We start from the raw sequence: 22,920 nt of genomic DNA, 5'->3' as shown, positions 1-22,920 counted from the left end.
GTAGCGTGATGGCCATGTGCAGGAACATCAGGCAGCTCCACAACTTCGAGCCCCCCGCGACGACCGACGAGGTGCGCGCCGCGGCTCTCCAGTACGTGCGGAAGCTGAGCGGCTCGACCAAGCCGTCGCAGGCCAATCAGGCGGCCTTCGACGAGGCCGTCGAGGAGATCGCGGCCGCCACCCAACACCTGCTGCAGCACCTCACGACGAGCGCTCCGCCGAAGGATCGCGAAGTCGAGGCGGAGAAGGCGCGCGCTCGTGCGCGGGAGCGTTACGGCGTGGCCCGCCCTGCGTGAACAACAGGTGCTTGTACCACCCGGTAGGTCGTGATCACCACCTGTGACAGCCGCTGTCCGAATGCCGACCCCTGTGGACGGGATTCCCCCGAAGGAACTTTTCGTCCACACGGGGTGGATGACGTATCCGCAGGTCAGAGGCGTGACTCGAACCACATTGCTGGTGGATCCACAGAGTTGTCCACCGAGTGTGCACAAGTCTCCCCGGCGTGGCCCACAGGTTGTCCACACGTTGTCCACACGGCCTGTTTGGTCGGCCCGGAAGGTGGCTCTACGGTGACGTGATCCCACCTTCAGACCGGCTGCGCCGGCACTGACGAAGGGGGTGATCCTTCTGATCCGGACCCTTGCCAGGCCCCCTTCGCGCCCGTCGTCGGAGCGTTGTCGGTGGCGGGTGATCCACTGGTCTCAGATGCAGCCGTTACCGGAGTCGAAGTGGGGAGGCACGCGTTGTCCGTCGATGAGTTGACCTCGATGTACTCCTCGTCGAACGACGGCGGCGCCCCCGGTGGTGGCGGCGGCCACGATCGGCTCCCGCCCCAGGACGTGGGCGCCGAGCAGTCGGTCCTCGGCGGCATGCTCCTGTCGAAGGACGCCATCGCGGACGTCGCGGAGGAGGTGCGCGGGCACGACTTCTACCGCCCGGCGCACGAGCTCATCTACGACGCCATCGTCGACCTCTACTCCCGCGGCGAGCCGGCCGACGCGATCACCGTCGCCGACGAGTTGGGCAAGCGGGGCGACCTGCAGCGCGCCGGCGGACAGGCCTACCTGCACGACCTCATCCAGTCGGTGCCGACGGCGGCCAACGCGGGCTACTACGCCCAGATCGTCGCCGAGCGGGCCGTGCTGCGGCGGCTCGTCGACGCGGGCACGCGCATCGTCCAGCTCGGCTACGCCCAGGGCGGCGGCGACGTCGAGGACATCGTCAACCAGGCCCAGGCCGAGGTGTACCAGGTCGCCGACAAGCGCGGCGGCGAGGACTATGTCGCGCTCGGGGAGACCCTCGAGGAGACCCTCAACGAGATCGAGGTCGCCGCCGGACGCGGCGGCGAGATGATCGGCGTCCCCACCGGCTTCACCGATCTCGACGAACTCACGCACGGCCTGCACCCCGGCCAGATGATCGTCATCGCCGCCAGGCCGGCTGTCGGCAAGGCGCTCGCTCTCGACACGCCCCTGCCCACCCCCGAGGGCTGGACGACCATGGGCGACGTCGCCGTGGGGGACGCGTTGCTGGGTGCCGATGGGCGGCCCACCCGCGTCGTCGCCGTCACGGACGTCATGCACGACCGGCCGTGCTTCGAGGTGGAGTTCTCGGACGGGTCCGTCATCGTCGCTGACGCGGAGCACCAGTGGCTCACCCACACGCGTGCCTCGCGGCGAGCCCGAGCCGCCGCCGGAGCTGTCGGGGCGCCGTCACCGGACGCGAAGGGTGCACCCGCGGTGCGCACCACTGCGGACATCGCGGCGACCCTGCGCACCGCGACGGGGGACCGCCGGCTCAACCACTCGGTGGCCCTGGCGGCACCTCTGGACCTGCCGGACGCGCCATTGGATCTCCCGCCCTACGTCGTCGGGGCGTGGCTCGGCGACGGCACGTCCGCCTGCGCCGCCATCACGACCGCCGACGACGACATGGTCATGCTCCTCGAGGGGCAGGGGCTGGTGGTGACTCCGCTGGCGGCGCAGATGCGGTACTCGCTGCGCCTCCCGGAGGAAGCGGTCGAAACGCGCCAATGCCAGGAGTGCCACAACGATCACGGGACGGTCCACGGGCTGCTTCGGAAGATCGGCGTGCTGGGCGACAAGCACATCCCCGCGGCCTACCAGCGGGCCAGTGAGCGCCAACGCAGAGAACTGCTGGCCGGCCTCCTGGACACCGACGGGACCGTGACGCACGCGGGCTCCCCCCAGTTCACGACGACGAGCGAGCGTCTCTATCGCGACGTCCACGAGCTCATCGTCGGCCTGGGCTATCGGTGCGGCGTGAGCCGCAAGACGGTGCGCGGCCGGACCGAGCAGTCCTCCACGGCGTACACCCTGACGTTCACGAGCGATGAGGACGTCTTCTGGCTCGAACGCAAGCGCCTGCTGCACAAGGAACGTCGGCCGCGGACGTTCCAGCGTCGCGACTCGCGCTTCATCACGGCGGTCCGCCCGATCGCGTCCGTGCCCGTGCGGTGCCTGCAGGTCGACAACGGGGACCACTTGTTCCTCGCCGGTCCGTCCATGATCCCGACCCACAACTCGACGATGGGCATCGACATCGCCCGGTCTGCCGCGATCAAGCACGGCATGGCGACCGCCGTCTTCTCCCTCGAAATGAGCCGCTCCGAGATCACGATGCGCGTGCTCTCGGCCGAGGCGCAGATCCAGTTGCAGGACCTGCGCAAGGGGACGCTCGGCGACCCCGGTTGGCAGAAGCTCGCCCGGATCATGGGCAAGATCAGCGAGTCGCCGCTCTTCATCGACGACTCGCCGAACATGTCGCTCATGGAGATCCGCGCGAAGGCGCGGCGCCTCAAGCAGCAGCACAACCTCAAGCTCATCGTCCTCGACTACCTCCAGCTGATGAGCTCGGGCAAGAAGGTCGAGTCACGCCAGCAGGAGGTCGCGGAGTTCTCCCGAGCCCTCAAGTTGCTGGCGAAGGAGCTCGAGGTGCCGGTGATCGCCATCAGTCAGCTGAACCGTGGCTCCGAGCAGCGCACGGACAAGCGGCCGCAGATGAGCGACCTTCGCGAGTCGGGCTCGATCGAGCAGGACGCGGACATGGTGATCCTCCTGCACCGCGACCGCACCGACCCCGAGCGCGAGGGGGAGGCCGACGTCATCGTCGCCAAGCACCGCAACGGCCCCACCGCCGACATCGTCCTGGCTTGGCAGGGTCACTACTCCCGCTTCGCGAACATGGCCAAGGACAACGGCTTCTGATCCCGGTGGGCCCGTCGGTGGGCCCGGGCTGGGCCTTCGGGCCCTGAGCGCACGGCCACGGCCGTGGTTACGGTCGAGGCATGGCTGCTGTCATCGAAGACGTCCGGTCGCTGATCGATTCGTTCGAAGGGGAGGGTTCTCCGTCGCAGGTGCACGACCTCCTGCTGCGCGTCGAGGGCATCGTGGGGGTCAGGCCGCTGTACGTGACCGGTCCCGGACCGAGCTTCGTCTGGCGGCTGGGGGATCGAGGCATGCGGGTATACCTGTGGGGCTCCGGATCGGTCGGCGTCGAGGACTTCGACTGGGCCGAGCGTGACGCCGAGGAGTACCAGGCATTCACGTGGGAGGAGTCGAACGAGTACCTGCCCTACCTGTGGCGCCTGCCCATCGAGGGGGCTGTCGAGTGGGCTCCGGGGTCGCGCATCGTCGCGACCTGGGCCGACTTCTTCCGGTGCTACGACGCCTGCATGAACCGCATGCCCGCTGAATTGGCGGTCGTCCCCCCGGCGTGGCTCGGGCGGCAACCCGCCGTCACGACCCTGTGGAACCTCACCTCGGACCGGTTCGTCACGGCGGCCGTGGGGGTGTCCGCCGATGGGATCGTCCTCGATCTCACGCGATCAGACTCGTCGGAGGCTCGGATCGTCGTCCCCGCGGACCAGTTGGGTACGGACGCGGTGAACCTTCCCGCCGTGATGGCGGGGCTGACGGCGAGCGGCGACCTGAGGGAGTTGGAGTTCTTCGACCTCGACATCGACCCCGAGGGCTGCTATCCCATCGGGATCAAGGAGGGCGACCCCGACGACCTGATCCCCGAGGGCGCGACCCCCGGTGGGCCCCCTCCGGCGATGCAGACCGTCGACGAGGTCGCCGCGATCCTTGCCGCTGGTGGCAGGCCGACGCACGACGCGCCCGCACCCAACTCGCCAGCGCCCGACACGCAGGCGCCGCCGACCACGGCACCCGCCTCCACGGACCAGCAGGCGAGCGCGCCGCGCAAGAAGAAGTGGTTCTGGCAGCGCTGAGGCACGGCAACCGACACGGGTAGGGGATGGGGGAAGGCAGGATCGACCCGTGGACGCATCCTTTGTTCAACCCGGTCAAGCTGCCGGTCGACGGCATTCGCTGGGGCTTCGTGACGACGGAAGTGTGACGCACGCGGGCTGTCCCAGTTCACGACGACGAGCAAGCGTCTCTCCCGCGACGGTCCACGAGCTCATCGTCGGCCTGGGCTATCGGTGCGGCGTGAGGCGCAAGACGGTGCGCGGCCTGTGCAGACTCGACGCTCGGATGATGTCCAAGACAACACGCTGCAGTTGAAGGAGGGCGACCGTCGGGCTCGCGGCGCAACTAGGCGAGCGGAGGGTCGTCGACGAATCAGGAGTTGAACCCCCCCGCGCCCTGATTGTTCAGGGCGTGCGCCTTGTGCCATCAGCCGGTCAAGTCGCCGCGGCCTGATCATGTGCGACGTGCGGCTACGGGGTCCTCCAGATCTTGCACAATCCTGCCGGAAGTGGCCGACCTACCCAAGACGCCCCGCACGAGCTTGTGCAATCTTCGCTGCACCTCGACATCCGATCCCGGGAGGCGAAAGCCTGCTACTGGGCGACGGCTGTCGATAGTGTCGCTGTACAGAGACAGTTCAAGGGAGCCCCGTTGGCCAGGGATGCCCTCGTGAACATCGGGACTGTCCCGGGTCAGGTTGACACCTGACCTGTGAGGTTCTGCTCGCTGGAAGGATGCCGCTCGTGAATCTGACCGGATCGCGCTTCCACGAAAGCTGCCAGAATGCTCATGCCACCCGACGATTTCGACGTTGACTTCGACTTTGCAGCCGAGACCCCCGCCGGCAAGGACCCCGACAGCCACAGCCCCACGCTGCGTACGTACCACCAGTTGCTGTGGTCCAAATCCACCGGAACGGGCCATGCAATTGCGCTCGAAGTTCCATCGAACCGCAGCCAGGTGTACCTCCTTCACGTCGGCGCCGAACGGATGGTCTTCGGCAGCGACACCATCACGAACTCATACGGGCGCTGGCTGCGGCCCAAGGCGCTCGTCGCATCGATTACGGCGCTGAGCGAGGAGCAACGGGTGCGCTACCTCAATCGGCCGTACACGATTGCCAGTTCCATGGTCTGGCCGGTCAGGTCGAATCATCGCCCCACCATCAACCAGGCCCGTGGCACGCGATCAGTCATTGCCGACCGAATGGACCTCACCCTTGAATGCATCCGCCGCCACTTTGGAGGCGAGGATGACCACCCACTGGCGAACGTTCTTCAGTCGTACGACGACTTCTTCGCCTTCTTCAATGGGTTCGCTGACTTCGTCGGCTTCTTCCACCTCCAGGATCTGGTGACGCCCGACCGCGAGCAGGTGAAATTCTGGCTGCCGCACGACGATTTCCGTCGCACGGGGACGCCTGTGAGCGTCGACGAGTACGTCAGCTACCGCGAAGGGACACTCGAGTTCATCGAACGTCGCCGGGCCCGCATAAGGGAGTGGATTGGCGCACAACGCGACGTTTGAGGTTGCTGCCGGCGCTGATGACTCGGGCACGGCAACCGACACGGGTAGGGGATGGGGGAAGGCAGGATCGACCCGTGGACGCATCCTCTGTTCAACCCGGCCTCGCTGCCGGTCGACGGCACTCGCTGGGGCTTCGTGCCGACGGAAGAGTGCTGGCCGTGGGCAACGGTGCTGCGGGTGAACTCGCCACACGTGACTGGGTGGACGTCGTTGGCCTGGCCGCCGGCAACGTGCACACATTCAGGAACACCGGCCGAGCGCACACGGTCGGGCTCCTTGCCGACGGCACCGTTCGAGCCACCGGTTGGAACAGCCATGGACAGTGCAACGTGAGTGCCTGGTCGGGCGTCACCGGGGTCGCAGCCGGATGGCGGCGCACCCTGGCGATCCTGAACGACGGGACCGTCGTCGCGGCCGGTCGCCACGACGAAGGTGCCTGCGACGTCTCGGAGTGGACCGACATCGTTGCCGTGTCCGCTGGTGACTGGCACTCGGTCGGGCTGCGCGCCGATGGCACAGCCGTGGCTGCGGGCGCCAACAGGCATGGGCAAGGCGAGCTCAGCGCGTGGCACGATCTCGTGGGCATCGCGGCCGGCTACCTGCACACGGTCGGAGTGTCGGCGAGTGGACGGGTCCTCACCGCCGGTGATGCGCCCGGTGCCCTCGAGGTCGGTCGGTGGCGGGATGTCATCGCTGTCGCTGCAGGCAGCCATCACACGGTCGCCTTGACCTCGAGCGGGCACGTTCTGGCCGCAGGCGACAACCAATCCGGCCAATGCGACGTGGCCGTCTGGGAGGGCATCGTCGCCATCGCCGCAGGATCACGACACACCCTGGGCATCCGAAGCGACGGGACGGCGATGGCCGCTGGGTGCAACGACGACGGCCAGTGCGAGGTGTCTGGCTGGTCAGACCTGCGCGTCGGCAACCACTGAGCACGGTGCCTCGGCCTGGCGGGCTGGCCACCTTTGTCGACTGAACGCCGACATCCCGGACGGCGAAGGGGAGTTCACGTCCCGTTCGGGCTCCTTTCGCGTCCGACGGGGCCATGGTGGAGGCATGACCGCCATCAGCATCAGGGGACTCGTCAAGGAATACGGCACCATGCGAGCCGTCGATGGTCTCGACCTCGACATCAACGAGGGTGAAGTCTTCGCCCTCCTCGGTCCCAACGGCGCCGGCAAGACCACGGCGGTCGAGATCCTCGAGGGGTTCCGCACCCGGGACGCCGGCGAGGTGAGCGTCCTCGGTCACGATCCTGCGAACGCGGACCGCCAGTGGCGCAACCGAATCGGCATCGTCCTTCAAGCCTCGGCGGGTCTTGACCTCCTCACTCCCCGCGAAATCCTGGCGTCAACCGGCCGCGCCTACGCCAACGCCCGTGACGTCGACGACGTCATCGCCTCGGTCGGGCTCGGGGAGAAGGCCGACGTGCGCATCGCCGGCCTGTCCGGCGGCCAGCGCCGACGCCTCGACGTCGCTCTGGGCATCATCGGTCGACCAGAATTGCTCTTCCTCGATGAACCGACCACTGGCTTCGACCCGAAGGCGCGCCGCGATTTCTGGGAGCTCATCCGGGCCTTCGCCGCCGAAGGCACGACGGTCCTCCTGACGACGCACTACCTCGACGAGGCCGAGCACCTCGCCGACCGTGTCGGGATCATCGCGGCTGGCAAGCTCCTCGCCCTCGACACTCCGGCGAACCTCGGCGGGCGAGCCTCGGAGGAGGCCACGGTGACGTGGAGGGAAGGCGGCCGCCGCCGCTCCCTTCGCACCGCCACCCCGACCCTCGAGGTCACCCGCCTCGCCCAACGGCTGGGGGGCGAGATCCCCGAGCTCGTGATCAGCCGCCCCTCGCTCGAGGACACCTACTTGTCCCTCATCGCCCCGCACACCGGCGACCGGGAACCCGACGACGACGTCGCGGTCGCCGGCAGATCGACCGGCACGGCGGAGGCCACGGCATGAACGCCATCGCGCTGGGACTCGACCGCACCGTCCTCGAGCTCAAGATGTACGCCCGGGAGAAGGAGTCCGTCTTCTTCTCGTTCCTCTTCCCGGTCCTCATGCTCGCGCTCTTCTCGGTGATCTTCACCGACACCATGACGGCGGGCGGCTCGCCGTTGAGCGCGGCCGAGTACTTCCTCCCCGGCATGGTCTCGGCCGGCATCCTGCTCACGTCGTTCCAGACGATGGCGATGTCGGTGACGGCCGAACGTGACGACGGCACCCTCAAGCGGCTGCGTAGCACCCCGATGCCGCCGGTGTCCTACTTCCTCGGCAAGGTCGGGCTCGTCGTGGTCACCGCCCTGGCCCAGCAGGTGCTGCTGCTCGCCGTCGCGCGGTTCGCCTTTGGGGTAGACCTGCCCGACACTGCGGCTGGCTGGTTCACCTTCATCTGGGTCTTCGTGCTCGGCGCCTTCGCCGGCACCGTCCTCGGCATCGCCTACAGCTCTCTTGCCTCGGCTCGGTCGGTGAGCGCCGTCGTCATCGGGCCGATGCTCCTGCTGCAGTTCATCTCGGGCGTCTACTTCGCCTTCACCGACATCCCGTCCTGGCTGCAGCAGGTCGCTTCGGTCTTCCCGCTCAAGTGGATCGCCCAGGGCATGCGGTCGGTCTTCTACCCCGACGTCATGGCCTCGCTGGAGATGGCCGGAGCCTGGGAGCACGGTCGCACGGCGCTCGTCCTCGCCGCGTGGGCCATCGGTGGCCTGGTCCTGTGCGTCCTGACCTTCCGCTGGGTCAAGCGCGGCACGACATGATGGAACCGCGACCCCGTCACCGAGCAGGAGAGCGCCATGCAGAAACAGTCACTCACCGCGCTGGTCCGCCAGCACGTGGAGATCGCCAGGACCGCATCGACCGGGCGAAGTGCCCACACGGTCTACGGCGGGCACGAACACGTGCTGCGTCAGACCTTGATCGCCCTGCGAGCCGGCAGCAGCCTCGCGGAGCACGGGAGTCCGGGCGAGGCCACGCTCCACGTGTTGCACGGCCGGGTCACCCTCATCGCCGGTGACAACCGCTGGGACGGCAGCCCGGGAGACCACATCGCCATCCCGGACTCACGCCACTCGCTCGAGGCCCTGGAGGACTCGGCCGTCCTGCTGACGGTCGCCAAGGCGCTCGCCTGAGAGGGGGCGAGACGCCCCCTCGCACGCCTCCGACATCGGCATCGCTCCGCCGTGGGGCACACTCCAACCGTGAACCGTGAGCAGATGCCCGCCATGATGCGCGCCGTCGTCGTCGAGGCGCCGGGGACCCGCGACGTGCTGCAGGTGCGCGAGGTACCACGCCCCCGAGCCGCCGCGGGCCAGGTGCTCATCGAGGTCCGGGCCTTCGGCCTCAACCGTTCGGAGCTGCACTTCCGCTCCGGTGTCGCCCACTCCGGCTCCTTCCCCCGCATCCCGGGCCTCGAGGCGGTCGGGGTCGTGGCGGAGGCGCCCGGGGGAGAGTTCGAGCCCGGCACAAAGGTCGCCACGCTCATGGGCGGCATGGGCCGAGAGTTCGATGGGGGCTACGCCGAATACACGCTCGTGCCCGCGGGACAGGTCATCCCCTTCGTGAGTGACCTGCCGTGGGAGGTGCTCGGCGCCGTGCCCGAGATGCTCCAGACGGCCGCCGGATCCCTCGACGTCGGTCTGGAGGCGCGATCCGGCGAGAGCCTCCTCATCCGTGGCGGCACCTCGTCGGTGGGGCTGACGTTGGCGACACTGGGACGGATGCGCGGCATGACGGTCATCGCCACCACGCGCAACCCGGACCGAGCCGAGCTTCTGACGGCGGCTGGCGCCGATCATGTCGTGATCGACGACGGTGAGGTGGCGGCGCGCGTTCGTGCGCTGGTCCCCGGCGGAGTCGACGGCGCCGTCGAACTGGTCGGAGTGAACGTCATGCGCGACACCCTGCGCGCCGTCCGGACGGGAGGGACCGTCTGTTTCACCGGGATGCTGTCGGACCAGTGGACGATCTCGGACTTCTATCCGATGGACTGGCTGCCCAACGGCGTCCGGCTCACCGCCTACTCGGGTGGGGCCAATGACTTGTCGGCCGAGACGCTCCAGGATTTCCTCGATGCCGTGGGAGCCGGACGCGCCCGCGTGCCGCTGGGCCGCACCTATCGGATGGATGACATCGCTGCCGCACATCGGGACATGGAGGCCAACGCCGTCGGCGGCAAGGGCGTCGCCCTCCCCTGACCGCGCTGACCGCGCAGGGGAGCACCGCGAGCATCGCCCGGACGCCCGAGTCGCCGTCCGAGGCTTCATCGTCACCTCGCTGCGCGACCCCTGCCCGCGAAGGGGATCGGTGGCTACGCTGAGGCCGTGACCACCTTCGTCCTCACTGTCATCGGCGACGACCGCGCCGGCCTCGTCAAGGCGCTCGCGGACGTCATCGCCGCCAACGGCGGCAACTGGGAGCGCAGCCGCCTCAGCGAGCTCGCCGGCAAGTTCGCCGGCATCGTCGAGGTGAGTGTGCCGCCCGAGCGCGAAGGGGATCTGCGCGCGGCTCTCGAACCGCTCGAGGGTCTGCTCGAGGTGTCCGTCCGCCCGGGTGCCGAGGCGGCGGCCGAGCCCACCCACCAGGTGCAGCTCCACCTCGTCGGCAATGACGCACCCGGCATCGTCCAGGCCGTCTCGGGCGTCTTCGCCGCCCGCGGCCTGAGCGTTGCCGACCTCGTGACCGAGCTGCGGGACGCCCCGATGGCCGGGGGTCGACTGTTCGAGGCGGACGCTCTCGTCAGCGTCCCGACGGGCGCCGACCTGGACGCCGTGCGCGCCGACCTCGAGCGGCTCGCCACCGAGATCATGGTGGACGTCGACGTCGTGGACGCCGCCCGTGACTGACGTGACGAGTCAGCCCCGCCCGGCCACCGGCCTGCGGGTGGCCCTCTTCGCGACCTGCTTCAACGACACGATGTGGCCAGAGGCGCCGAAGGCCACCGTGCGGCTCCTCGAGCGCCTCGGCTGCCGCGTCGAGTTCCCGGTGGAGCAGACCTGCTGCGGCCAGATGCTCACCAACACGGGGTACGCCGACCAGGCCGCCCCGCTCGTGCGGCGCTTCGCGGACGTCTTCGAGGGCTACGACGCGATCGTGGCGCCATCCGGCTCCTGCGTCGGCTCGGTCCGCGAGCAGCACCCCATGGTCGCGAGGAAGGCGGGCGACGACGCCCTCGCCGCCCGCGCCGAGAACCTTGCCCCCCGCGTGTATGAGCTGTCCGAGTTCCTCGTCGATGTCCTCGGCGTCACCGATGTCGGGGCGACCTTCCCGCACCGCGTGACCTATCACCCGACGTGCCACTCCCTCCGCATGCTGCGCGTGGGTGACCGCCCCCTTCAGCTCCTGCGCGAAGTCCGCGGCATCGACCTCGTGGAGCTGCCCGGGGCGGACGAATGCTGCGGGTTCGGTGGCACCTTCGCCATGAAGAACGCCGACGTCTCCGTCGCCATGGGGACGGACAAGGCTGCGCACGTCGTCGAGACCGGAGCCGAGGTCCTCGTGGCCGGCGACAATTCCTGCCTCGCCCACATCGGCGGGATCCTCGGGCGGCGGCGCACGGGCGTTCGCACGATGCACCTGGCAGAGATCCTCGCGTCGACCGAGGGGGACCGGGCATGACCATGGGACCCGTCCAGGCGACGTCGCCGACCTTCGTCGGGATGCCGGCCTTCCCGGAGGCCGCGCACGATGCCCTCGGCAACGAGCAGCAGCGCCGCAACCTCCGGCACGCCACCCACACGATCAGGGCCAAGCGCGCCGGGGTCGTCGGCGAGGTCGACGACTGGGAGGCCCTGCGCGTGGCGGGCGCCGACGTCAAGGACGAGGCCCTGACCCACCTCGCGGACTACCTCGAGCAACTCGAGGCGAGCCTCACCGCCCGCGGCGCCGTCGTCCACTGGGCCCGCGACGCCGCCGAGGCCAACGCGATCGTCCTCGACATCGCGCGCGCCAAGGAGGCCGACGAGGTCGTCAAGGTCAAGTCGATGACGACGCAGGAGATCGAGCTCAACGAGGCGCTCGAGGCAGCCGGCATCCACTCGTGGGAGACCGACCTCGCCGAGCTCATCGTCCAGCTCGGCCACGACCGCCCGAGCCACATCCTGGTGCCGGCGATCCACCGCAACCGCACCGAGATCCGCGACATCTTCCTCGCCGAGATGGCGAAGGTCGGCCGGCCCGCGCCCCCCGACCTCACCGACGACCCGGCGCGCCTGGCCGAGGCCGCCCGCCTGCACCTGCGAGAGAAGTTCCTGCGCGCGAAGGTCGGGGTGTCGGGGGCCAACTTCGCCGTCGCCGACACGGGCACGCTCGTCGTCGTCGAGTCCGAGGGCAACGGTCGGATGTGCCTGACGCTGCCGGAGACGCTCGTCTCGATCGTCGGCATCGAGAAGGTCCTGCCGACGTGGGACGACCTCGCCCCGATGCTGCAGCTCCTGCCGCGCTCGAGCACGGGGGAGCGGATGAACCCCTACACGACCATGTGGTCCGGGGTGCACGACGGCGACGGTCCGCAGGAGGTGCACGTCATCCTCCTCGACAACGGGCGCAGCCACGTGCTTGCCGACCGCGTCGGCCGCCAGGCGCTCCGCTGCATCCGCTGCTCGGCCTGCCTCAACGTCTGCCCCGTGTACGAGCGCACCGGTGGCCACGCCTACGGCTCCGTCTATCCCGGGCCGATCGGCGCCGTCCTCAACCCGCAGTTGCGCGGGACGAGCAGCGACATCGACGCCTCCCTGCCCTACGCATCGAGCCTGTGCGGCGCGTGTTTCGACGCCTGCCCGGTGCGCATCAACATCCCGGAGCTGCTCGTCGAGTTGCGCGGCACCGTCGCGCGGCAGGGCGGGCACCGCGCCGAGTCGGCCGCGATGCGCGCCGCGGCCTGGGTACTGTCCGACCCCAAGAGGCTCGCCGGGGCACAGCGGGCCGCGACGACCGCCGGCCGGGTGATCGGCAAGCGAACGATCCGCTCCGTCCCCGGGCTGGGCGCCTGGACGGACGCCCGCGACGTCCCGACGCCTCCGACGGAGACCTTCCGGCAGTGGTGGGCGCGGGAGCGCGGCGCGTCCGGCACGGCAGACACGGAAGGGGATCGGTCATGACCGCCCGCGACGAGATCCTCGCGCGGGTGCGCGCCGCCGTCACCGACGTGACGTCCGCGCCGGCCTGGCGCGTTCCGATCGAGGCGGACCCGTCCGGTCCGGCGGCCGCACCGGACGAGGCGACCGTGGCCCTCTTCGCCGAGGTCGTCGCGGACTATCGCGCCACCGTCGTCCGGGCCCGCGCCGACGAGGTCGGGACGGTTGTGGCTGCCGCCCTCCGCGAGGCCGGTTGTCGGTCCGTCGTCGTGCCGGCGGGGCTGGAGCCGGTCTGGCGCAACGCGATCGGGGAGGTTGCCGAGGTGCACGCCGAGGCCGACATCACCGCGGACCGTGACCTCGACGCCATCGACGGCGTCGTGACCGGGGCGGCCGTGGGCATCGCGGTGACGGGCACCATCGTCCTCGACCATGCCGCCGATCAGGGGCGGCGAGCGCTCACCCTCGTGCCGGACACCCACGTCTGCGTCGTCCGCGAGGACCAGATCGTGCACGACGTGCCCGAGGCCGTCTTCCGGTTGCGCCCGGCCGACGACGGGGCCCGCCCCCTGACGTGGATCAGCGGACCGAGCGCCACGAGCGACATCGAGCTGGAACGCGTGGAGGGCGTGCACGGTCCCCGGACCCTGATCGTCGTCATCGTCGGCTCCTGACCGCCGTGCACAAACCGGCTCGCGAGCCGGTTTGTGCTTCGCGAGCCGGTTCAAACAGGCTCACGAGCGCAACAACGGTTCGCGAGCCGTTTCGGGTGTCGGCGACATCTGAGCGCAGCCCCGTCACGGCGATAGTCTCCGCGGGTCGCCACCCGTCCCCGGAGCCCCAGGAGCAGTCATGACCGGACCCCTCGAGGGCCTGACCGCCGTCTCGATCGCCATCAACCTGCCCGGTCCCGCCGCGATGGCCCGACTCGTCGGCTGGGGCGCCCGCGGCATCACCGTCCTGCCGCCGACGGGTGACCCGATGCAGCACTTCAGCCCGGACTACTTCGACGAACTGCACGTCGGCCAGGAGCTCGTCACGGCCGACCTCAAGACCCCGGAGGGCCAGGCCCGGCTGCACGAGCTCCTCGACGAGGCCGACCTGCTGGTCACGTCGTCGCGCCCGTCGGCCCTCGCCCGCCTCGGTCTCGACGAGGAGTCCCTGGCCACACGCCACCCCCGCCTGTCGCGGGTGGCGATCATCGGCCACGCCGGCGACGAGGCCGACGTCCCCGGGCACGACCTGACCTACCAGGCGAGCGCAGGCCTGCTGCCCGACACGGGGCTGCCGCGCACCCTCGTCGCCGACCTCGCCGGTGCCGAGCGAGCGGCGGCCGCGGGGTTGGCGGCCGTGATCGGCGCCGCACGCGACGGCCGGGGCCATTACGTCGAGGTGGCGCTCGCCGATGCGGCGTACTCCGTCGCCCGTCCGCTGCACCACGGGCTCACCGCCCCGGGCTCGCTCCTCGGCGGCGGCCTGCCCGGCTACGGCGTGTACGCGACCGCTGACGGCCGGATCGCCCTCGGCGCACTCGAGCCGCACCTGCTCGCGGCGACCACGAGCGCCCTCGGGGTCGAGGCGAGCGAAGCGGCCTTCGAGGCCACCTTCGCGTCGCAGCCGACCTCGCACTGGCTCGAGCTCGGGGCGCAGCACGGTCTGCCGATCGCGGCAGGCTGACCGGGTGGTCGGCCGCCGCCGCGGCGGCGGATAGGTTGGGTGGATGATCCACGGACCCGCGACCTTCGTCTCGCTCGAGGGTGCCGTGGCCTATCTCGAGGAGGACCTGCGCGCCGCCCACGGTGGGGCGCTCACGGTCCTGAGCCGCGGGGCCGACCGCATCACCGTCGACCTCGCCATCGATGAGGCGACGCTCGCGGCCAACCCCTACTTCGGCAGCGTCGAGCTCCCGCTCGGTGCCCCGAGCGACCGGGACCGCTGGATGGACCTCATCCGCGCGGCGCTCGACGGCGGCATCCTCGCCGGGCTCGTGGGCGAGGAGCCGGTCCGCTTCCGGGTCGGCGAGATCGGTCCGCAGCGCTGGGACGTGCGCGACCAGCTCGAGCGCGACCTCGGCTGGGTCAACGCCCCCGGCGACTGGCACGTCAATCTGCAGCAGGGCCCGGACGGCGTCGGCCTCCAGGTGGGGTCGCTGCACACGTCGGCCCGCTTCGGGCCCCTCGTCCGGCTCCCCGCCTCGACCACGCCGGTCCTGTCGGCCGTGCTGTGCCGGCTGGCGAAGGTGGAGGACGGCTGCGTCGTGCTCGACCCCTTCTGCGGCGCGGGCACCAACCTCGTCCAGGCGCCCGTCGGGCACGGCGACCGACGACCGACCGGGGTGCGGGTCATCGGCACCGACGTCTCGGGCCGGGCGGTCGCGGCCAGCGCGGCCAACCTCGCGACGCGCGGTGTCGACGGGCACGTGCTGCGGGCCGACGCCGCGCGGCTCCCACTGGCCGACGGCTCGGTCGACCGCGTCGTCTCCAACATCCCCTTCGGCAAGCGGATCGGCTCGCACGCCGACAACCAGACGCTCTATCCCGCCTTCCTGCGGGAGCTCGCCCGGGTGCTCGCACCCAAGGGGCGCATCGTGCTGCTCACCGAGGACAAGCGCCTGCTCAAGGAGAGCATCCAGCGGACGAAGGGGCTGCGCCAGGTGAAGGAGGTCGGCTTCGCCACCGGCGGCGCCCACCCCAGCGCCTACGTCCTGACGCCGGGTCGGTCCGGTCGCTCGCGCTGACCGAACCCTCAGCGAGCGTCGTGCGTGACGCGACCCTCGACGAGGGTCGTCGCCACCGCCAGGTCGCGCAGGTGCGCAGCGAGTGCGCGCGCGTCCTCCTGCGGCGCAAGCGGATCCGCGTCGAGCAGGATGAGGTCCGCCCGCGAGCCCACCCCGAGCGTCCCGGCTCCGTCGGTGCTCGCGGCGAGGGCCTGGGCGGCCGTCAGCGCCTCGGCTGGGTTCCACGGGTCACGCTCGTCACCGGAGCGGTGGACCGCGGCAGCGAGCGCCCGCCACGGGTCGAGGGGGGCCACGGGCGCGTCGGACCCGAGCGTCAGCGCGACGCCCGCGCGGTGCAGTGAGGCGAAGGGGAAGCACCGGGCCAGATGGTCGGGCCAGCACTGCTCGGTGACGTCCCGGTCGTCGATGAGGTGCCACGGCTGGACGCTGGCCCGGATGCCCAGCCGCGCCATGCGGGGGATCTGCGCGAGGTCGACGAGCTGGGCGTGCTCGATGGAGCCGCGGGCGCCGGTCGCCTCGAAGGCGTCGAGGGCGGCCGTCAGCGCGGCGTCCCCGATGGCGTGCAGTGCGACCTCGAGCCCGGCGGCCGTCCCCTCCGACAGCAGTCGACGGAGCTCTTCGGGCGACTGGTTCATCCGCCCCCGCGGCAGGTCGAGGTGGCTCGCGTCGGCGTAGGGATGGGTGCAGCAGGCCGTGCGGGTGTTGAGGGAGCCGTCCCCGATGATCTTCAGCGGACCCATCGTGATGAGGCCGGCCCCGCCCGGGATCGGGTCCCCGGTGCGCCAGCCGCTCGCGATGACGTCCTCGAGCGTGGCGGCGTAGGTCGCGGTGCGCACCCGCAGTTGGGTGATCCCCGCAGCGACCCGATCGGGCCAGTCCGTGTGCGCCGTCCCGAACTCCATGTCGACCATCCCGACGACCCCGCGGGCGGCGGCCGCACGCACGGCGGACTCGACGCCGGCATGGCCGCGCCCGGACGCCCCGGCGAGTTGCTCGAGCCGGGGGAGGGCGTCGAACCACTCGTTCTCCTGCAGGGTCCCCGTCCGACCGCCGACCCCGTCGACGCCGCCGAGACCGAGCAGTTCGAGGGCGCGCGTGTTCAGCCACCCGTTGTGGACGTCGCCGGAGATCATCACCACGGGCCGGTCGGGGCTGGCGGCGTCGAGTTCCGCCACGGTGGGCTGCCGGTCCCACACCGCGCTGCGGTAGCCCCAGCCGAAGACGAACCCGTCACCGGCCTCGTCCGATGCCAGGTGGTCGGTGAGGATCCGGACGACGTCCTCGGGGCGCTGACTCGCGCTCACGTCGAGGCGTCCGGCCGTCTTCACCCACTGGACCATGTGGACGTGGGCGTCCCACAGGCCGGGGGCGGCCCAGCGACCTTCGCCGTCCAGGACCTCCTCGTCGACCTCGGCGCGCAGCCCGGGACCGACCTCGGTGACGACGCCGCCACGCAGGCGGAGGTCGACGGGGTGATCGGGCACCGGCTGTGGCGCACCGGCGCCCGCGGCCGCGACGGGCACGAGCCGGACCCCGCGCACGAGGCGTGGAGGGTCGGCGGGAGCGCTGGCGGCGCCGCCCCGGCCGGGACGCTCGGGGTGTGCCGTCACGGGTCCTCCGTCTGTCGCTCGCGGGTGGGGTCGGGTGAGGTTATCCCGTCGCGGAACCAATCCGGCAGGGGCAGACGCGTCGATGCGTGAGCATCCCCCGGCGGGGTCCGGCGTGCCAAGATGGACCGCTTGATCAAGGTTTCAATTCACTCCGAACCATTCGACCACCAGTGAGGGCGTCCATGCCTGACAACGAACTCGACCTCAACGGCACGTGGGAGCTGGACCCGGGGCACACCCGCCTCGGCTTCTCCGCGCGGCACGCGATGATCACGTCGGTCCGCGGCTCCTTCAACGACGTGCACGGCGAGTTCTTCGTCGACGTCGAGGACCTGTCCCGGTCGCACGCCTCCATCGTCATCAAGGCCGCGAGCGTCGACACGCGCAACCAGCAGCGCGACGACCACCTGCGCAGCCCGGACTTCTTCGACGTGGAGCGCTTCCCGGCGATCACCTTCCAGAGCACCTCCATCGAGGAGATTCACGAGGGCGCCTACATCGTCACGGGTGACCTGACGATCCGCGACATCACCAAGCAGATCACCGTGCCGCTCGAGCTCGCGGGCGTCCAGGTCGACGCCTTCGGTGTGACCCGCGCCGGTTTCGAGGGGTCCCGTAGGGTCAACCGTCGCGACTACGGCCTCGAGTGGAACATGCCCCTCGACAAGGGTGGCGTGCTCGTCTCGGAGAAGATCGACCTCGAGTTCGAGATCTCGGCGACGAAGAAGGCCGACGGCTCCGGCGACCAGCAGGGCTGATCCCTTTCCGCCGTCGGTGGCGGGCCATAGCCTTGGTGGGCTGGGACCCCCACCACGACGAAGGAGCACGACATGGGATCGATCCTCAACCCCTACATCCAGTTCGACGGCGAAGCCCGTGCGGCGCTCGAGTTCTACCAGTCGGTCTTCGGCGGCACGCTCAACCTGAACACCTTCGGGGAGTCCGGCATGCCCGACAGCCCGGACGCCGACAAGCTGATGCATGGCCAACTGACCACGGACAAGGGCTTCACGGTGATGGCGGCCGACACCCCCATGGGCATGGACAAGCCCGCGCCGAGCAGCAACATCACGATCAGCCTCTCCGGCGACGACACGGACGAGCTCCGCGGCTACTGGGACAAGCTGTCCGACGGCGGCCAGGTGGCCGTCCCGCTGGAGCAGCAGATGTGGGGCGACACGTTTGGGATGCTCGTCGACCGCTTCGGCACGGCATGGATGGTCAACATCGCGGGAGCGGGGCAGGGCGCTGACGTCGACGCCTGAGTCGCCCGCGGCACCCGCCCACCGGATCGGCGTGGGGCTGCCGGCCGACGATGACAAACCCACCGGGCTGGCCGTCCTTGATGAGGACGGCCGGCTCATCCACGTCTCGTCGCAGCCCACCTTCGACGACGTGCTCGCGACGCTCGCGCCGTGGACGAGCGGCCCGTGCGTCGTCGCGGTGGACGCTCCGCTCCAGTCGGGCGAAGGGGGCCCCGCCTGGCCCGAGGCCGTGCGCCTCGTCAAGCGCCTCGGCCTCGACTCCAACCCGGCGTCGGGGCGCCCGCGCCGGGCGATCGACCTCAGCGTCCGTCCCGAGGTGGTCGACCCCTTCCGCATCGATCCCACGCTGACGCCCAAGCAGCGCTCGCGGATCTCGGGGGAGCGGTTGCGCGGGGAGCTCGAGCGCGTCGTCGGCGTCGTCGAGGCCCATGCCTCCGCCGTCCCGCCGCTGCACGTCGTCGGCACGCCCGAGTGGGAGTCGCTGCGGGACGACCTCGCCCGTGCGACCCGCAAGCGCGACCTGCGCGACATCGAGGACCGTCTCGACGCGATCATCTCCGCCTACACCGCGCACGTCGATGCCCAGCCTCGGCCGACCCGCGGCCGGTCGGCGGGAGTGGCCGCCGCGGGCGCGGCGGCAGCGGAGGCCGAGGAGTCCTCCGAGACCTCCGAGTCGTCGGGGGCCACCGAGACGTCCGACGCCCAGGCCGCCCCGCGCGACGGAGCGGTCGTCCACTCCGCCGTCCAGGCCTACGCGGCCCGGCAGCCGGAGTTGGCCGCCGTGACGGCGGAGTACACGGCTCTCGTGACGACCCTGCTCGACGACGCCGGCATCAACTACCTGACGGTGACGGGGCGGACCAAGAGCGTGGCCTCCTTCGCCGGCAAGGCCAACCGGGTCGTCGACGGGCGTCCGCTCTACGCCGACCCGCTCACGGAGATCACCGACCAGATCGGCGTGCGCGTCGTGACCTACGTCCACAGCGACGTCGCGGCGGTGGCCGACCTGCTCGCCGACCAGCTCAGTGTCCTCAATGACCGCGACATGGGCGTCGAGACGGCGAAGGAGGGCCGCTTCGGCTACTCCAGTCGGCACGTCCTCGTCGCCCTCGACCCGGGCCGCGGACCCGCTCCGGAACACCCGGGTCTCCTCGAGCACCGTGCCTCCGTCCAGATCCGCACCGTGCTCCAGCACGCGTGGGCCGAGTTCGAGCACGACATCCGTTACAAGGGGACGATCCCCGAGGAGCACGTCCCCGACCTCGATCGCCGCTTCACGCTGGCCGCCGGGTTGCTCGAGCTCGCCGACAAGGAGTTCTCGACGATCCGCGACCGCCTCCAGGCGACGATGACGGACCAACGCCCCGAGTCCGACCTCGCCGACCCGCGGATCAGCTCGCAGGACCTCGCGACCTTCCTCGCGGGCCAGTACGCCGACGCCGGGTGGTCGCGCACCGACCACTACGCTTGGATCTCCGGGCTCCTGCTCGAGCTGGGGGTCGACTCGCTCGACGAGCTCGGGGCGCTGCTCGCGTCCGTCGACAGCGCGGCCATCAGCGCGCGCCTCGACTACCGCTACCCGCCGGGAGCCGTGCGCCGCCTCGACGATGCCCTGCTGGCCGTCTTCGGGGAGCAGTACGTGGGCCTGCACGGCAACGCTCACCGGGTCGACGCGCTACGCGCCCGCCTGGAGCGCATGAGTCACGCCTGAGCCCGGCCCGACAGGGCGGGCGACTCAGCCGGGCGACTCCTCCAGCTCCACCAGGTCCTCGAGCAGATCGAGGACGCTGCGGCACCACCGGATCGACGACTCCTCCTGGGCGATGCCGCCCAGGAGGATGGCGTGCCGCAGCCGACCGGCCCGGTCCTCGGCGGCGATGCTGGCGAAGTCGCGCTCCTCGATCGCGCGATAGCCCGCCAGCGTGGCCTCGTGCGTGGCGATCCGATCGGTGAAGTGGGCGCGCATGGTCGCGGCCGTCGTCCCGCCCCCGAGCACGGCGTCGGCGCGCAGCCGGACGGCCAGCGCGTCCCGGGTGTCGGGGCGCGGCGCCGGCTCGGCCGTCCACCGCTCGAGTTCCGCCCGCCCGGCCGGCAGCACGCGGTGCACCTTGCGCCCGCCCCGCTCGCCGGTCTCGTCGGCGGTGACCCAGCCGGACGCCTCCATCCGACCGAGCTCGCGGTAGATCTGCTGGTGGGAGGCGTGCCAGAAGTAGGCGATGGAGGAGTCGAACCGCCGCGCGAGGTCCAGGCCCGAGGACGGTCGCTCGAGCAGCGAGGTGAGCAGGGCGTGCGGCAGGGACATGAGGCCATGGTGACGTCCGGCACCGTGTTGTGCAACTGGTTGCACAAAGATCCAGCCAGGCCTACCGTGGAGCCATGACGACGCCGCAGCGCCCCAGCCAGGACACCCCGACGGGCTCCTACCCCCACGTCCTCGAGCCCCTCGACCTCGGTTTCACGACCCTGCGCAACCGGATCATCATGGGCTCGATGCACACCGGCCTCGAGGACAAGGCCAAGGACTTCGACCGTCTCGCGGCCTACTTCGCCGAGCGGGCCCGCGGGGGCGTCGCCCTCATGGTCACCGGCGGCTTCTCGCCCAACCTCGTCGGCAGCCTGTACCCCGGCGCCTCGAAGCTGACGTCATCGCGCGAGGCCGCACGCCACCGCCAGGTCACCGACGCGGTCCACCGCGAGGGCGGCAAGATCGCGCTCCAGATCCTGCACGCCGGGCGCTACTCGTTCCACCCCTTCGCCGTCTCCGCGTCGGCCATCAAGTCGCCCATCTCGAAGTTCAAGCCCCGCGCGCTCAGCGAGCGCGGCGTCCGCCGGCAGATCCGCGCCTACGCGCGCTGCGGCGAACTCGCCCGCGAGGCCGGCTACGACGGCGTCGAGATCATGGGTTCCGAGGGCTACTTCCTCAACCAGTTCCTCGCCCCGCGCACCAACAAGCGCGAGGACGGCTGGGGCGGCACGCCCGCCAACCGGCGCCGACTGCCCGTCGAGGTCGTGCGGGCCGTGCGCGCCGCGACCGGCCCGGACTTCATCATCATCTACCGCCTGTCGGTGGCCGACCTCGTCGAGGACGGTCAGACGTGGGAGGAGATCGTCGCGCTGGCGCATGAGATCGAGGCCGCCGGCGCGACCATCATCAACTGCGGCGTCGGCTGGCACGAGGCGCGGGTCCCGACCATCGTCACCTCCGTCCCGCGCGGCGCCTTCACCGATCTCGCCGCCGCCCTGCGCCCCGAGGTCTCCATCCCGGTCGTCACGTCCAACCGGATCAACATGCCGGAGCTGGCCGAGCAGGTGCTCGCCGAGGGCAAGGCCGACCTCGTGTCCATGGCCCGCCCCCTGCTGGCCGACCCGGACTGGGTGGCGAAGGCGGCCGAGGGCCGCGCCGACGAGATCAACACGTGCATCGCCTGCAACCAGGCCTGCCTCGACCACACCTTCCAGAACAAGACGGCCAGCTGCCTCGTCAATCCGCGGGCGGTCCACGAGACCACGCTCGTCCTCGGTCCGACGGTGACCCGCCGCCGCGTCGCCGTCGTCGGCGCCGGACCGGCCGGCCTGTCGGCCGCCGTGACGGCCGCCCAGCGCGGGCACGAGGTCGAGCTCTTCGAGGCGTCCGACGACCTCGGCGGTCAGTTCGGCATCGCCATGCGGATCCCCGGCAAGGAGGAGTTCGCAGAGACGATCCGCTACTACCGCCGCCAGCTCGACCTGCACGACGTCAAGGTGCGCCTCGGGCACCGCGCCGAGCCGCAGGAGTTGGCCGACTTCGACGACGTCATCGTCGCCACCGGCGTCGAGCCGCGGATCCCGGACATCGAGGGCGTGGACCACCCCAGCGTCCTCACCTACGCCGAGGTCGTGCGCGAGGGTCGCCCCGTCGGTCAGCGCGTGGCGATCATCGGCGCCGGCGGGATCGGCGTCGACGTGGCGGAGTTCCTCACGACGGTGGAGTCGCCCGCGCTGCACCTCGACGAGTGGCGTCGCGAGTGGGGCGTGGGTGACCCCGAGGGCACCCGCGGCGGCATCGTCGCCCCCGCGCCCGAGCCGTCCCCGCGCACGGTGCACCTCCTGCAGCGCAAGGACTCCAAGATCGGCAAGGGCCTGGGCAAGACCACCGGTTGGGTGCACCGCGCCGCACTCCAGGCGAAGGGGGTCGAGCAGCTGACCGGGGTCAACTACGAGCGGATCGACGACGAGGGGCTGCACATCACCTTCGGCGAGGAGCGCACCGGCGCCCGCGTGCTCGCGGTCGACACCGTCGTGCTGTGCACCGGTCAGGAGTCCGTCAACGGACTCGCCACGGCGCTCGCCGGCACGGGCCCGCAGGTCCACGTCATCGGCGGAGCCGACGTCGCCGCGGAGCTCGACGCCAAGCGGGCCATCAAGCAGGGCACGGAGCTCGCCGCGCGCCTCTGACGCGCTGCTGTCGCCGGGTGGGTGCTGGTCACCGGT

At 70.8% G+C, this 22,920-nt stretch carries 21 protein-coding genes and 1 pseudogene; 20 read left to right on the top strand and 2 right to left on the bottom strand.

Going from position 1 to position 22,920, the window contains the following annotated elements:
• The first annotated feature begins 14 nt into the window (after positions 1-14).
• From ACQBAS_RS12865 to ACQBAS_RS12790, 16 genes and pseudogenes are all read left to right on the top strand, one after another.
• Positions 15-296 (top strand): DUF2277 domain-containing protein, encoded by a 282-nt coding sequence (locus ACQBAS_RS12865; RefSeq protein ID WP_427384187.1) that lies wholly within the window; start codon positions 15-17, stop codon positions 294-296.
• A gap of 450 nt (positions 297-746) precedes the next feature.
• Complete coding sequence (dnaB, locus tag ACQBAS_RS12860; RefSeq protein ID WP_427384186.1) at positions 747-3,230, top strand: replicative DNA helicase; 2,484 nt, start codon at positions 747-749, stop codon at positions 3,228-3,230.
• Positions 3,231-3,310: 80 nt separating this feature from the next.
• Positions 3,311-4,255: a hypothetical protein gene (locus ACQBAS_RS12855; protein WP_427384185.1), complete on the top strand. Its 945-nt coding sequence runs from the start codon at positions 3,311-3,313 to the stop codon at positions 4,253-4,255.
• A gap of 769 nt (positions 4,256-5,024) precedes the next feature.
• Positions 5,025-5,762, top strand: a complete 738-nt coding sequence (locus ACQBAS_RS12850) for a DUF6994 family protein (RefSeq protein ID WP_427384184.1) — start codon at positions 5,025-5,027, stop codon at positions 5,760-5,762.
• Positions 5,763-5,779: 17 nt separating this feature from the next.
• Positions 5,780-6,052, top strand: a pseudogene (locus ACQBAS_RS12845) (hypothetical protein); the annotation flags it as partial.
• A 39-nt stretch (positions 6,053-6,091) separates the two neighbouring features.
• A complete protein-coding gene (locus tag ACQBAS_RS12840; protein WP_427385642.1) occupies positions 6,092-6,697 on the top strand; it encodes an RCC1 domain-containing protein in 606 nt (201 codons plus the stop codon).
• A 124-nt stretch (positions 6,698-6,821) separates the two neighbouring features.
• Positions 6,822-7,730 (top strand): ABC transporter ATP-binding protein, encoded by a 909-nt coding sequence (locus ACQBAS_RS12835; RefSeq protein ID WP_427384183.1) that lies wholly within the window; start codon positions 6,822-6,824, stop codon positions 7,728-7,730.
• Entirely contained in the window at positions 7,727-8,524 is a 798-nt protein-coding gene (locus ACQBAS_RS12830; RefSeq protein ID WP_427384182.1) for an ABC transporter permease, read from the top strand. The genes ACQBAS_RS12835 and ACQBAS_RS12830 overlap by 4 nt, the downstream gene beginning before the upstream one ends.
• A 36-nt stretch (positions 8,525-8,560) precedes the next feature.
• Positions 8,561-8,896 carry a cupin domain-containing protein gene (locus ACQBAS_RS12825; protein ID WP_427384181.1) on the top strand — a complete coding sequence of 112 codons (336 nt, stop codon included), beginning with the start codon at positions 8,561-8,563 and terminating at the stop codon, positions 8,894-8,896.
• A gap of 69 nt (positions 8,897-8,965) precedes the next feature.
• Positions 8,966-9,961: a zinc-binding alcohol dehydrogenase family protein gene (locus ACQBAS_RS12820; protein ID WP_427384180.1), complete on the top strand. Its 996-nt coding sequence runs from the start codon at positions 8,966-8,968 to the stop codon at positions 9,959-9,961.
• Between the two features lie 126 nt (positions 9,962-10,087).
• Complete coding sequence (locus ACQBAS_RS12815) at positions 10,088-10,609, top strand: glycine cleavage system protein R (RefSeq protein ID WP_427384179.1); 522 nt, start codon at positions 10,088-10,090, stop codon at positions 10,607-10,609.
• A gap of 70 nt (positions 10,610-10,679) precedes the next feature.
• Entirely contained in the window at positions 10,680-11,381 is a 702-nt protein-coding gene (locus tag ACQBAS_RS12810) for a (Fe-S)-binding protein (RefSeq protein WP_427385641.1), read from the top strand.
• A complete protein-coding gene (locus tag ACQBAS_RS12805) occupies positions 11,378-12,862 on the top strand; it encodes a LutB/LldF family L-lactate oxidation iron-sulfur protein (protein WP_427384178.1) in 1,485 nt (494 codons plus the stop codon). Before ACQBAS_RS12810 ends, ACQBAS_RS12805 begins: the two co-directional genes overlap by 4 nt.
• Positions 12,859-13,512 carry a LutC/YkgG family protein gene (locus ACQBAS_RS12800; RefSeq protein WP_427384177.1) on the top strand — a complete coding sequence of 218 codons (654 nt, stop codon included), beginning with the start codon at positions 12,859-12,861 and terminating at the stop codon, positions 13,510-13,512. The genes ACQBAS_RS12805 and ACQBAS_RS12800 overlap by 4 nt, the downstream gene beginning before the upstream one ends.
• 178 nt (positions 13,513-13,690) lie before the next feature.
• Complete coding sequence (locus ACQBAS_RS12795) at positions 13,691-14,515, top strand: CoA transferase (protein ID WP_427384176.1); 825 nt, start codon at positions 13,691-13,693, stop codon at positions 14,513-14,515.
• Between the two features lie 43 nt (positions 14,516-14,558).
• On the top strand, positions 14,559-15,575 hold the full coding sequence (locus tag ACQBAS_RS12790) for a methyltransferase domain-containing protein (RefSeq protein WP_427384175.1): 1,017 nt from the start codon (positions 14,559-14,561) through the stop codon (positions 15,573-15,575).
• Positions 15,576-15,583: 8 nt separating this feature from the next.
• Here ACQBAS_RS12790 and ACQBAS_RS12785 read toward each other — a convergent pair whose 3' ends face one another.
• Positions 15,584-17,185 (bottom strand): amidohydrolase, encoded by a 1,602-nt coding sequence (locus ACQBAS_RS12785; protein ID WP_427384174.1) that lies wholly within the window; start codon positions 17,183-17,185, stop codon positions 15,584-15,586.
• A 182-nt stretch (positions 17,186-17,367) separates the two neighbouring features.
• Between ACQBAS_RS12785 and ACQBAS_RS12780 the strand changes: the two genes are divergently transcribed.
• The 3 genes from ACQBAS_RS12780 to ACQBAS_RS12770 all read left to right on the top strand — a co-directional run bounded on the left by ACQBAS_RS12780 (position 17,368) and on the right by ACQBAS_RS12770 (position 20,161).
• Entirely contained in the window at positions 17,368-17,943 is a 576-nt protein-coding gene (locus tag ACQBAS_RS12780; protein ID WP_427384173.1) for a YceI family protein, read from the top strand.
• A 72-nt stretch (positions 17,944-18,015) separates the two neighbouring features.
• Positions 18,016-18,450, top strand: coding sequence for a VOC family protein (locus tag ACQBAS_RS12775; protein WP_427384172.1), 435 nt, complete (start codon positions 18,016-18,018; stop codon positions 18,448-18,450).
• 31 nt (positions 18,451-18,481) lie between these two features.
• Positions 18,482-20,161 carry a DUF429 domain-containing protein gene (locus ACQBAS_RS12770; RefSeq protein ID WP_427384171.1) on the top strand — a complete coding sequence of 560 codons (1,680 nt, stop codon included), beginning with the start codon at positions 18,482-18,484 and terminating at the stop codon, positions 20,159-20,161.
• Positions 20,162-20,185: 24 nt separating this feature from the next.
• On the opposite strand, the gene ACQBAS_RS12765 is transcribed toward ACQBAS_RS12770, so the two are convergent.
• Positions 20,186-20,752 carry a PadR family transcriptional regulator gene (locus ACQBAS_RS12765; RefSeq protein WP_427384170.1) on the bottom strand — a complete coding sequence of 189 codons (567 nt, stop codon included), beginning with the start codon at positions 20,750-20,752 and terminating at the stop codon, positions 20,186-20,188.
• Between the two features lie 74 nt (positions 20,753-20,826).
• On the opposite strand from ACQBAS_RS12765, the gene ACQBAS_RS12760 reads away from it, so the two are divergent.
• Complete coding sequence (locus ACQBAS_RS12760) at positions 20,827-22,884, top strand: FAD-dependent oxidoreductase (RefSeq protein ID WP_427384169.1); 2,058 nt, start codon at positions 20,827-20,829, stop codon at positions 22,882-22,884.
• Positions 22,885-22,920 lie beyond the last annotated feature (36 nt).

Source organism: Janibacter zhaoxuefangae (assembly GCF_050271985.1).
Taxonomy (GTDB): Bacteria; Actinomycetota; Actinomycetes; order Actinomycetales; family Dermatophilaceae.
Note: the sequence above shows the minus strand (reverse complement) of the source record. Positions and strands in the feature narration are given on the sequence as shown.